Origin of the sequence: Kribbella deserti, assembly GCF_042434725.1 — a bacterium.
GTDB classification, from domain to species: Bacteria; Actinomycetota; Actinomycetes; order Propionibacteriales; family Kribbellaceae; genus Kribbella; species Kribbella deserti.
Genome location: NZ_JBHLTC010000037.1, coordinates 251,901 through 263,621, shown reverse-complemented (window position 1 = coordinate 263,621; position 11,721 = coordinate 251,901). Strand labels below are relative to the sequence as shown.

Here is an 11,721-nt window from a genome sequence, read left to right as displayed (position 1 = left end):
TCAAGATTTCGACGTCTTCGCGCAGCCGGCGGTTCTCCCGCCGCAATGCCGCGAGCTCTTCTTTCTCGCTCGTCGTCGGACCGCCGTCACCGGTGCCGGCGTCGCGTTCGGCCTGCTTGAGCCATTCCCGAACCGCAGTCTCGGTCAGATCGAAGTCCTTCACGATCTGACCGACCGACCGCTCACCGCGCTGGCACAGCTCGACGATCTCGGCCTTGAACTCGGCCGTGAACGTACGACGAGGCCGCGGCTTCTTCTTGCCCATGGACTCCATGATGAACATCCTTCCGGAGCAACCGCTCCTGATCCGGGATGTCCGCCAAAACGGGTCAAGTTCAGTAGTTGCGCTGACCGGCGTTGTAGCTCGGCGCGCAACTCGTCAGCGTTCACCGTAGTCCCTCATGTGATTGGCTGTGTTCGCGGCGAGTGAGTGGCGGCCTGCTCGGGAAGACGACTTCCCTGGCTGCTCGCGTCAGAATGCTTTGTGTACTTGCGGATAGGCCCATTCTGTTCCAGTGGAAGATGATGTGCTGGGCAACTATCTCTCGCGTGCCTCTACTGAGGGTGGTAGCGGCGATGGCAGCGCCTGCTTTTGTAAAAGAGTCGATCCACGGGGATGCAAAACCAAGATCGCTGCTGTCGTTCAGCAATGCGCTGCCTGGCTTGGTGTCTATGGTCATGAGGTGCCGAAGCTTGGCTGCTAGGTCGGGCAGGCGTTCGAGTGGCGTGTTCGGCGGTACAGGTCGAAGGTCTGCGACGCGATTCCAGATGTCGCCTTGTTCGAACCAGTCCTGACCTGCACCGCGCATCATGGCGCTGCATAGGACAACAGACAGCTCTCGGCGACCCACTGGTAGCGCGGAACTGCTGCGGTTCTGGCTGGTGAGGTAGTCCAGGATCGCGTGGCTGTCGGCGTGGAAGAGGTCGTGAGCGATCTGCATCCCGCGTGGTCCGCCGAACGCGGCAACTTCAGGTTCGTAGATGCTGGTCCATGAGGTTGCGATGTGCCCTGACGCTTTCATGTCGTCGACCAGTCGCTTCAGATGTCGTTCCAGGGCTTCGAAGCTTGCTTCATTGCCTGGCTGGCAGCGGAGCCGCCAGCAGGGTGCCTTGCGAATGAACCACCAGTTCGCAATCAGGCCAATTTCCTGTGCTCGCTCTAGACCCGCGCGAAGGCGAGCCGCAGGTTCTTGCTCGATAGCGTTCCAGTTCGCAAATTCAAGGTGCACTTGGTACCAGGTGTCGCCTGCGCGGGCGTCGAGGGCTGCGCGTCCGGCGGTTCGATAGCGCTCGACAGCCTCAGCAAGTTCATCAGCCGGCATGCCCAGCCGCTTTGCGGCTTCTGGAAGAGGCTGGCCGGTCAGGACTTCCAGCACTCCGCGTTCGACGGTGAGCGATGAGGTGGTGGTCATCGGGTCAGGTCTCCTTCATGGCTTGGCGGGCGGTGAGCAGCGCAGGTCAGCTGATGAGCAGGCAGCCGTCCCATCCCGATGCCGGTGGTCTGCCGCTGGCGGTGTGGAGGGCGAGCGCCAGTCCGGTATCGCCTTCGAGGAACCCCTGCCCGTCGCCGCGACCGGGCAGGCCATGAACGGCGAGCTGACCCGCGAGCCGGTCTACGTGGGTATCGAGTTCAGGGCTAGTTGCGTCACTGGCTGTTCGCCATGTGGTTTGGAACAGGCCCGCCCAGCCATGGCACAGCGAAGTGTCGATGATCCGGTCGACCTGTACCTGGTCAGCAAGACAATCGATCAGTGCCTGCTCGGCGATGTGTTTGCGTGACAGGTCGCCGGTAGCGATGCCGGCAAGTTGCTGGGCCCTGGCCAGTCCTGGCGTGCCGTAGCACCACGAAGGCCGTAGCGGTCCGTGCTGCGTCGTACGGTGTGCTTGGTGTTCGGCGCGGCTGACCCATTGCGGCCACCATGAATTCGTGTCGTCGTATTGGCGCCAGGTGTCCAGCCACGCGCAGATTCGCTCGATCGCGTCGACCTGACCAGCGACCTCGCGACCCGCGCGCATTGCAAGTGACAACAGTGCCAATGGACCGGTGATCCCATGGGCGATCCCAAGGTTGCCGTGTCCGCCAGCGAAAGCTGGCGACTCCTTGAACGAGGGATCGTGGAACGTCCACCAGCCCGGCAGCACCATTCCGTCGACAGTGATCGGTTCAGTGAGTCGGACCAGATAGCTGAGCGTGCGGTGCAATGCCTCGCTGCCGGGTGCCGCGCGCAGCAGGTAGGCGCCTATACCGGTCAGGCCGTAGATGAGGTCAAATTCACCGAGGCTGGGCAGCTCCGCGCGAGCGATCCGCGCCTCAGCCCGATCGAGACGGCGGTGAGTCAACGCAGTCACGTAGGTGTCCAGTCCTGCCAGGGCCTTGGCGTAGCGGTCGGTACCGCTGGCGGCGTGCAGCGCGAAAGCGACAGCTGGTGCACCGAAGTACAGGCCCGCGTCGTCGGTGGCGCTGATGTCGGCCGCGGTCGCTGCCTTCAACCAGGCATGCACCGCCGTCCAGTCCCCGTTGTTTTGGTAGGCGCGTTCGATGTGCAGGAGCGCAATGCCGGTGGCGTCTTTGGCCAGCGACTGCGCCCGCCACCGCTCCTCAGGCGCAACCGGCCGAGGTTCGGCGAGTTGGCCAGCGATCACCGTCGCGGCATCGGCTAGCGCGGTCGTCATGAGGTCGCCACCCACCGCTGCGCAGCCGACCGCGCGAGGCGCCGGCCGATCGCTTCCAGCTTCGGGTCCACCCCGAGATTCCGGACGTGATGCATGTGCAGAAGCGACCGGAGCACCGGCGGTGCTGCATCGGAGAGAGCCAACTGGTGTCGATACGCCGTGAGTGCTGCCCGCCGTTGTCTCCAGGCCTGGAGAACCTGTTCACCGCCTTGGATGAATCGCAGCGCCGCCCAATCATCGCTCGGATCGGCCAGGCCCATCGCGGCATCGCGCAGGCGCCGATCCATGGTGACGGATTCGTGTGGCAGCTCGTCGACCAAGCGCCGCATGCCGCCAGCCAACGAACCGTCGAACGAGATGCCGAGGTCGACCAGACCCGCGACCGTCAGTGCTTGCCGCTCCACTTTGCTACGGGCCGCGGTTTGGATCTGGGCGATAGTGGCGATCGAGTCCGCAGCGAACACGGCCTCGGCAGCGGCCAGCGCGGCGCCAGCCCCGTACCGTCCCGTCTCCGGGTGATAAGTGGTCAGATCGACGTGAGGGATCAGTCCGCTAGCGCGCAGGTCGCTGGCCCAGTTGCTCAGCCGCGCGGCTGCTCGCGGGTACTCATCAGGTCCGGGTGTCGGGATGTAGAGACGCAGGTAGCGGTCAGCATCCGGCTTCGCTAGATCCCGGTAGCGGCGGAACCACCACAACGGTGACTCGCCTTCCCAGTCGTTGAACAGCTTCGGTAGATGGTCGGTCAAGATCTCGTCTTGGCGATCCTGGTGCCCGTGAAGGTGCGCAGCGAGCCAGCTCGATCCACCGGGCAGATAGCCGGCATCGACAGGGACCGCAGCGGTCAGGCGACGCGGCGTGCGACGGGGCGACGGTGGCGGGTCGGCGTGAAGTTGGATTATGAGCTCGTGGGTACGCCCGCACCAGTCGTGCGCGTTGGCTGCTGGGCTTTCGCGTAGGTCGATGCGTCCGCTGCGGTCGAGTCGTGCTCGCAGGAGTTCGCGATGAACCGGCTGGTCAAGGTCGATCGGCAACCGCAGATCGCTGTGACACATCACCACCGCACTGGGCACGCCGAAGCGCTGTCGCCACCGCGCGAAGGCTTCGTCCCAAACTATCTCCGTGGCACTGACGGCCGGTAGATCTGTTGCGGTCACCAGCCACCTGGCCGCCGACAGGATCGTTCGTCCGTGTCGCAAGCGGGGCAGATAGGGCAGCTGGCTGGCAGCGCCCCAGCTAAACGGCCCGTAGACCACCGAGCGAGAAGTCGCTATCTCGGAGAGAAATCGCGCCAAGGGCGGCGTCTGGACACTGGCTTCCAACGCGTGCAAGACCACCGGCTCCACCGCTTGTCCCGTGTCCAACGAGACCAAGCGAATCTGGCGACCATCAGCGGTGACCGCCAGGTCGTGCAGTGAAATGAGATCGCCATCAGGCGCACGGTGCTCGGACAACGAAAGCACCTGGGGCAGAAGCTGCGGCACGCGGATGACGTTCTCGCTGCGCCGTCCCCGTGGAGGGAACGACAATTGAGCGACCAGCGCACCGGGTGTCGCGGTTGGTCTCGTCGCCCAGGTCTTGGCCAGCTGGTCGCGGTCGCTGGGATCGAGTTGGTCGGTGAAGCGGCCAATCATGCTGCTCGACGTACGCGGCGCAGCGACCACGGCGATCTGGAAAGCCCCGCGCTTGATGTGTTCAGTGGACTCGGAGTGGATCTGGAATGACAATTCGGCCGCAGGCGGGAGCAGCGACTCGGCGGCATCACCGACGCTCAGCGACGCGATGGTTGCTTCGGTCAGTTCGATCTCGTCGTCACCGGTCAAGACCGCGGTCTGCACCAAGGCCAGCAGGGCTTCATCGCGAGCAGTGAGCGGCGCCGGGCCCTGCTTTCTGCCTGAGCCCAAGTAGCCGGCCGGTAGACCGAGTCCGGCGTCCTGCACGACGCTGCGCAGCGGCACGACGGCGCCAACACCGTAGCGATCAAGAAACCGAGCGTGCCATGCCTTCCGTGCCGGCTGCCCGAACGGAAACGGCGTCAACCGCGCCAGCGTCGTCACAGCAATCTCGGCTTCACGCACCACGACATCAGGTACTGCGATATCGGCGTCCAGTGCGCACGTGACCATCAGCGGCCGTCCAGCCGTCTCCGCGACGGCGTTCATATGCTCAAACATGGATTGGTCGATCGAGCTGGTCCCGTCTGATGCCATCTGCGCGTGGATGCTGCGCAGTTCACGCTCGATCGGCAGCACCGAAGGAAGCTCGCGGGCTGCTGCCTCCTCGAGCTGGTTCAGGACGTGGCCTAGCGGGTCGGTGCTGGTCATTGGCGGCCGCAGACTCGTCAGAAGCACGTGACTGGTCAGCAGTCCTCCCAGCAACGCCCGGATACGCGCCTCGGTCGCGGCCGGAAACTCGGCAGTCAGCTCACCGACCAGTTCGCTGAAGCGGATCGGGTTTTGAGCCCTGGCCATCGCAACCTGAACCGGTCGGGTCGCGCGCAGCGATACCTCCAACGGAGCGAGTCCATCCGCGGAGCTGCTGTCAGGCTGGCCAGGCGTGGCGACCCGGTCGCCGCGTAGAAAGCTGGTGTTGTTCATTGCCACCGGAAGCTTTTCCAGCAAGGCCGGCGCCGCTTCCAGACGATCGATGACCGCAGCGAGCCAGTGCGCATCCGGGCTGATCTGGATGGAGTGTCGATCACCCCAGCGGACTGAACCGTCCGGCGCGGTCCGGGCGAGCGCGGTCCCGGCGAACAGGCCGAACGGTGTTGCGCGTCCTTGCCACCGCAAGAGGTAGGCCGCGACAGACAAGACGATGCGGCGCAGTTGTCGGGCCGATGGTCTTTGCGCGTTGAGGATCTGGTCGAGCTGCTGCGCCAAGTCGGGACTGGAGTTTGTCACTGCGGCGCGGAACTCGGCGACACTCCACAGCTCGGCTAGCCACTGGCCCCACCCCTCGGCATCGCTGTCCAGGGAGCCTGTCGGCCAGGTGGGGAGCTTGAGGTCGGCGTCGCAGGTGGTGGCCCGCAGCATCATCGTGCCGTTGTGGCGGTAGAGCGGTCGTGGTGCTTTCACGGTCAAGACCTCCCCCAGCTCAGGGTCCTCACGGCGGCGGTGGGTGTGCCGGACAGCATGTCGCCCGGCACACCCGTTGGCCCTAGATCAGGACGGGTTCGCGACGGCGGTGGCGCAGGCGGTGCCAACACAAGTGGAGCCGCAACCGTCGTCGGTGTTGCGCAACAGCGCGGCGATCGGCTCGCCGGACTCGAAAACGCGCATCTCCAGATCGAACTCGTCCAGGGCAGTGGTATCGAGCATGATGGTCGTCATTTCAGCCTTCCTAACTGTTGGTGTTTGTTCCCGAAGACCTAGACCCGTGAGCGGACAGCGCCGCTGTCAGGTCCAGGAAACTGTGAGGCTGACGTGCTTCTTGCGGATCACCGATCCGCCCGGCTGCGGCTCGTCGGCCGCGCCGACCGGAGTCGCTGTGATCCGAGGGCCCTTCCCACCGCGGTGACTGTGGTCCCAGACCTGGACCTGCCCGTTGAATCGCGCAGCGACCTTGTCGGCCTCAGGGCCGTGGCCGTGCACACCGAACTCGTAGACCGAGGTGCCCGGCTCCGATGGCGCTTTCCTGGTCGTGAGGTAGGCGAGCGTTGCGCCGTCGACAACGGCAGGACAGGCCATCCGGTTGGCCGGCTTGACGATGCCGGTATCGAGTTCGGGATCGACCGCGAGCCAGCAGTAGCCCGGCATGGTGGTCGCCAGCCAGACCTGGAGGGTGTCGAACGGTTCGGTGTTACCGACCGTCACGCCCGACCAGACCTCAGTTCGCGGCGACGCCAAAACACCGTTCAGCAGCTCGACATCATGCGGTGGCTCGTCGTCGAAGCGCAGCCCTACCTCTTTGCCGCGCAGCAACACCAGGCGTTCATCATGCTCGCCGGCACCCTGCATGGCGACGAACCCGCAGACCTCAACCGAGCGGCTCACCAGCTGGTCACCTTCACGTTCGAAGACCACCGACCTGGTCAGGCCACGCAACCGAACCGGAACAACAATCCGGCCACCCTCAGCCAGCTGCTCCACCCAAGCCGGCGGAATATCCCACGCACCGACCGTCACGATGATCCGATCAAACGGAGCATCGTCTTTCGCCCCGAACTCGCCGTCAGCACAGAACGCGTTCACGTTCGTGTATCCCGACGCCGCAAGGCCGGCATGCGCTCGCTCGATCACGTCCGCGTCGATATCGATCGAGGTCACCTCACCTGTAGGTCCGACCAGCTCGGTCAGCAGCGCGGCGTTGTAGCCACCCGATCCGACCTCCAGCACCCGATGACCAGGCTCGACCTCGGCCTGCTCCAGCATCATCGCCACAACACCAGGCTGCGAGACCGAGCTGATCGAGACACCATGCTCATTGCGCTTGGTCACAACCGAGTCGTTCGCATAAGCCCTTGCCAGCGGCACATCGGGTAGGAACAGGTGCCGGGGCACAGTTAGGAAAGCCTCCGCCACGCGGTCGGTACGCAGCGAACCCTGCTCGCGCAATTCGTTGACCAGGTCGGAGCGCAGCGACTCAGCAGAGGTGGCCGGTTCAACATCAGTGACATTCATGTCACAGAGTGTAGTCACGCCGTTCTGGTCACTTCGGGGGTCGGACGGACCTAGGGAATCGGTCACGAGTGGGCCTTTCTGGTCATGGAGTTAGGTCGCGCATTACTGCCGAGCGAGCAGGAAAATCGTGGTGCCGTGGGCGGTTGCGTTGGCGACGATGCAGGTCCGTTCGTAGGGCCTGGATCGCAGCTCTCTCCGCAACCACAAGCGCGCTAAGCCGTTGGCTCAACAGCTCGCCATAGGTCGTCGCCCAGATCTGATCGCGACGGCGGTCACGCGAGCTACCGGACTGCAGCCACGGAGCGCTCTGCAGATGAGTCTTGATCTGCTGATCCAGTGCCTGAACCTGAGGTGTCTGGAGCATCGCCGAGGTGACCAGCGGTCGCACGTCAACGCTATTGCGCCAGCGGGCACGTTCAGCGTGACACCACACCGCGAACCAGCTGAGCAACCACACCGCCACGGCCATCAGAGAGCAGTACTCCCATCGCATCACCGATCACCGCCCAGACGCCCGAAGGTCAGCCGGCGAAACCAGTGACGCCGCGTCTCGGTGGCGCGTCGCCGGTCACGCTCGCGGACATCAGCGATCGCGGCCTTGCAGTTCTCCGCGCTCAGCCGTTTGAAGTAGCCGTCCGGATTCGCGTCCCGCTCCGCAGCGCGTTCGGCGCTGGTCATCTCGCGGATCGGCTTCAGATAAGTCAGCTCCAGCTCCTGTACCGCGAGCCACTGACCACGGAAGTCACGCTCGACGACTGCGAGCAGATTGCCGTTGCGGACTTCAGCCTCGACCATGCGCATGATGCCGATTGCGACTCGCAGCGTCTCCGTGCCTGAAACCTTGTTGCCGGCGGCCAGTTCGCGTAGTGCGGCGATCGTGTCGACATGCGCAGTCACGCAGATCCGGCCAACCGGCCCAGGGGACCGGGGATGACACTCATGCCACGGATGGTCGACCGGCCCCTGACGCCGATCGACGGCTTCATCGGTGACGCAGTCCGCGTCCAGCCTCACTGAGCCGCCCCCCACTCATTCCCCGTCGACGCACCACCGGGTGCGACAGCGGACGGTGTGGTTCCGCTCTCCCGCCAGTTCGAGCGGAACCACACCGGCAACGCATCGACCTCTAATACCGACACATGCGGCCCCGCGACACCGACACCCCCGGAGACGGTGTCGCGGTTTGTGGGCAACGCTCGCCACCAGCTGTAACTAGTAACCGGCGAGACGTCCCCCACCTGGGCGGTCAAAGACCCAGGTGACCAAGGTGGGACAGGCGCAGCTACACGAACCGGCACCGTCGCCGCCTCGCCCTGCGAAACGACCATGCCAGCCGCAGGAGACGCCGCGCCCGCCCCACCGCTCAGGGACGAAACCGGCTCACGCTGCCCCCAAACAGGCGCCTCTGAAGGCAGCGGAGCCAACCGAGAACCGCACATGAGGCTCTCGGGGTGGATCGGCGAGCGAGACTCAGCCCAATTGCTACGCACCCGCTCGCCGGCATGAGAGGGAGCCCCGGCGCGATGCCCTGAGGAGGTGCGCATCGCACCGGGACTCCGAGGAAAGGGCCGACTCTGCGATGATGAGTCGCAGGCAGTCAATCGCGCCGGCCCCTGGTCAAAAACCGCATCAGCAACCGCAACCGCGACCCCCGAATCAGTGAACTCCGCTACCACACGGTCAGGATCGCCAAGCGGATCCAGGTGACGCAGGGACGGCACCGCGACAAGACGAACGCTGTCCAGCTCCAGAGCCGATCGCAGCGCCACTAGCCCGACAGATCCGGTCTCAACGGAATCACTGAAGATGCCGGCCAGCTCAAGCCCGTTCCTGTCAGCGAACTCGGCGAACATCGCCAGCATCTCCGCACGTTCCTTTGCGGTCATCATGAAGTGCTGCCGGTAATAGCAATGCAGGCGTTGCATAGTGATCCCCCCGTTCTGGATGATGGGTCAGCGATTCAAGGCATCCGGACATCGCGTGCATGGCCACGCCCCACCGCACCCGCAGCACAACCCGTCGCAGCTTGCTGTCGGCACCCGCGTGCCCGTAGACAGTGGATAGTCGAAGTCGGACGGCACGCGGCCCGGTCGCATCTCATCGAGGAATCGCACCTCGGTGGCGCCGCTATGACCGTGGACCGCTCTGACGCTGGCGATACCAGACTCGAACGCTGTGGTCGTAGCGTGCTCGCCTGGCCAACGCAACGCCACGGAACCGTCGCTGAACTCCACGCCCTCAGCAACTAGGCCTGTACCAGAAACACCCGACACGTCATGGTGCCGGTCAAGGACAAAGAGTCTCGCTGCCGCGTTCACTGCGGGCGCCTGTCGGTCCGCACCTCGTCATTAGTGATCCGCGCGGCCACGAACTTGCGTCGCATGGCCTGCTCGTGCCGCATAGCCAAAGACTCGGGACCGACGTATGTATCGATAACGTGTTCGCCAAACCACACACGAACCCTTCGCCTAGCCAGCGTCCGAGTCATGTGCGGTCAGACTCCTGGCTCGGAGCCATCTGCTTCGCAGTCTCGTCCGTCGCGTGATAGGGCTGCGTTTCCAGCGGACGTGCTGACTGATGGCGGGTCAGGTAGGCCACAAGCTCGTCCTCTGTCAGGGCGTGCTGCGCAGCCAACACCCGTCTCCGAGACATCACTCTTTGCGTCATGCCCGTAACGCTAAGGGAGGAATCTGAGACAAAGTTTCCTAGCAGGAAACTCCCGCGTGTAATCTTGATTGTGTGGACAACGACCTCCCGAACATAGGCCAGGAGATCCGCCGTCTTCGCAAATGGCGGAACTTGACACTTGAACAGCTCGCGGGTCAGTCCGGACTGTCTAAGGGCTACCTATCCAAGATCGAGAATGGGAACGCGACACTCGACAAGCGCACGACGATGAAGGCGATCGCCGATGCACTTCGGGTTAGCCTCGCCGATCTCGTGGGGGACCACTTCCTGACGGAGCAGTCCGACGGTGAAGTGATGGCCTCAGTGCCTGACATCCGCCTCGCCCTCCTGTCGACGGGTTTGGACAGCGCGGGTGAGGCGCCACAGAGAACGATGCTAGATCTGTCCGCCGAGACTCAGCGAGTGGCAGAACTCCGCCAGCTCTGTCGGGATATGGAGGTCGGACGAGCTCTACCAGGCCTCATCACAGATCTGCACTTCACCGCGACGGCCGACGGCGCGAATAAAGCCGACGCGCTGCGCTCAATCGTGCAAGCAACTCACACAGCGACACTCTTCCTCAAGAGCCTGGGCGCGGTTGACCTCGCATGGGTTGCAGCCGACCGTGGTCACCAAGCTGCGGTCATCCTTGATGACCCTCTCTACGTAGCAGCGTCTGAGTTTGCTCGTTCGCAAGCCTTGATTGGCCTGGGCGCCTACCAGCGGGCAGACAGGCTCGCGATGCACGCAGCCGAGCTGCTGCGGCCCACAACGGAGGCGGACTTCGAGATCTACGGAACGTCGGTTATCACCACGGCGTTCACCGCGCAGCTCCGCGGGGATGACCCCGAAGAGGCCATCCGAGAAGCTCAGGCCGCTGCTGCTCGAACAAGCGGAACCAACGCCTTCTGGATGAACTTCTCCCGGACCAACGTCAACCAGTGGCGGATGAGCATCGCCCTTGAGGCAGATGATCCAGTTAAGGCAGCCGAGGTTGCTAAGGAGATCCGCCTCAGCGACATCCCAGCCAAGTCCCGGCAGGTGGCGTTCTTGATAGACCACGCCCGCGCTCTCCATGCACTCCGCGGACATGATGCTGAAGTCGTGAAACTCCTCCGCCGTGCGGACAAACTCGGGCCAACTCGCACACGCAACAACGTATGGGCACGCGAGATGGTCAGTGAGCTTCTGCTTCGTGCTCGTCGTGACGCCGGCGGGGCGGATCTACGCACACTGGCGGACCGCATGGGGCTCCTGTCGTCTCTGTAGCTCGCGAGCACGAGTTGAGTCAGGGCATGGTGCGGTCGCATTGAGGCCGAGTGGCATCGAGTACTCAACGCACTTGGGACGACCCTAAAACTGGGACCCGTATGGGACCCAAACGGCAGTTGAGAGCCGCTTCTAGTGAGTGATGGCGAGACACCTCGACCAACCTGACCCTGAGTGCCCCCGCCTGCGTTTCCGCAGGTCAGGGGCACTTTTAGGCGGAGAGTGTGGGATTCGAACCCACGAGGACGGGAACCGCCCTACTGATTTTCAAGACCAGCGCACTCGGCCACTATGCGAACTCTCCCGGTCCGGCCCGCCCTCGGTGAGGCGGGTCGGCTGCCGGCGACGAGGATACCGCGCGGGCGGGGAGAAGCGTGGTTTGGGACCGGCCGTGGGCTCGTGATTGCGGTGCCACCGGCAGGTGGGTGGCGATCTGTCGCTATTGCGGTGCCACCGGCCGGCCGGTCGCGATGCGCGGCGATCGGCACTCTGCTCG

General features: G+C 64.3%; 9 protein-coding genes and 1 tRNA gene. 1 reads left to right on the top strand and 9 read right to left on the bottom strand.

Annotation, left to right across the window (positions count from 1 at the left end; genetic code table 11):
* The 8 genes from ACFFGN_RS29540 to ACFFGN_RS36115 form a co-directional block, all read right to left on the bottom strand.
* Positions 1 to 274 (bottom strand): transposase (locus ACFFGN_RS29540; protein ID WP_380054144.1); only part of this gene is annotated, 274 nt, incomplete at its 3' end.
* Positions 275 to 386: 112 nt separating this feature from the next.
* On the bottom strand, positions 387 to 1,412 hold the full coding sequence (locus ACFFGN_RS29535; RefSeq protein WP_380054141.1) for a thiopeptide-type bacteriocin biosynthesis protein: 1,026 nt from the start codon (positions 1,410 to 1,412) through the stop codon (positions 387 to 389).
* A 46-nt stretch (positions 1,413 to 1,458) separates the two neighbouring features.
* The gene (locus ACFFGN_RS29530) at positions 1,459 to 2,673 is read right to left on the bottom strand and encodes a lanthionine synthetase C family protein (RefSeq protein WP_380054138.1); all 1,215 of its coding nucleotides are present in this window, start codon (positions 2,671 to 2,673) and stop codon (positions 1,459 to 1,461) included.
* Positions 2,670 to 5,744, bottom strand: a complete 3,075-nt coding sequence (locus ACFFGN_RS29525; protein ID WP_380054135.1) for a lantibiotic dehydratase — start codon at positions 5,742 to 5,744, stop codon at positions 2,670 to 2,672. The genes ACFFGN_RS29530 and ACFFGN_RS29525 overlap by 4 nt, the downstream gene beginning before the upstream one ends.
* Before the next feature lie 87 nt (positions 5,745 to 5,831).
* On the bottom strand, positions 5,832 to 5,999 hold the full coding sequence (locus ACFFGN_RS29520; protein WP_380054132.1) for an FxLD family lanthipeptide: 168 nt from the start codon (positions 5,997 to 5,999) through the stop codon (positions 5,832 to 5,834).
* Positions 6,000 to 6,065: 66 nt separating this feature from the next.
* A complete protein-coding gene (gene fxlM, locus ACFFGN_RS29515; protein ID WP_380054129.1) occupies positions 6,066 to 7,289 on the bottom strand; it encodes a methyltransferase, FxLD system in 1,224 nt (407 codons plus the stop codon).
* 492 nt (positions 7,290 to 7,781) lie between these two features.
* Entirely contained in the window at positions 7,782 to 8,186 is a 405-nt protein-coding gene (locus ACFFGN_RS29510) for a hypothetical protein (protein ID WP_380054127.1), read from the bottom strand.
* A gap of 1,055 nt (positions 8,187 to 9,241) precedes the next feature.
* Positions 9,242 to 9,607, bottom strand: coding sequence for a hypothetical protein (locus tag ACFFGN_RS36115; protein ID WP_512700335.1), 366 nt, complete (start codon positions 9,605 to 9,607; stop codon positions 9,242 to 9,244).
* 421 nt (positions 9,608 to 10,028) lie between these two features.
* Here ACFFGN_RS36115 and ACFFGN_RS29505 point away from each other — a divergent pair, with 421 nt between their 5' ends.
* The gene (locus tag ACFFGN_RS29505) at positions 10,029 to 11,225 is read left to right on the top strand and encodes a helix-turn-helix domain-containing protein (protein WP_380054122.1); all 1,197 of its coding nucleotides are present in this window, start codon (positions 10,029 to 10,031) and stop codon (positions 11,223 to 11,225) included.
* A gap of 216 nt (positions 11,226 to 11,441) precedes the next feature.
* On the opposite strand, the gene ACFFGN_RS29500 is transcribed toward ACFFGN_RS29505, so the two are convergent.
* A tRNA-Ser gene (locus tag ACFFGN_RS29500) sits at positions 11,442 to 11,529 on the bottom strand.
* Positions 11,530 to 11,721: the final 192 nt, after the last annotated feature.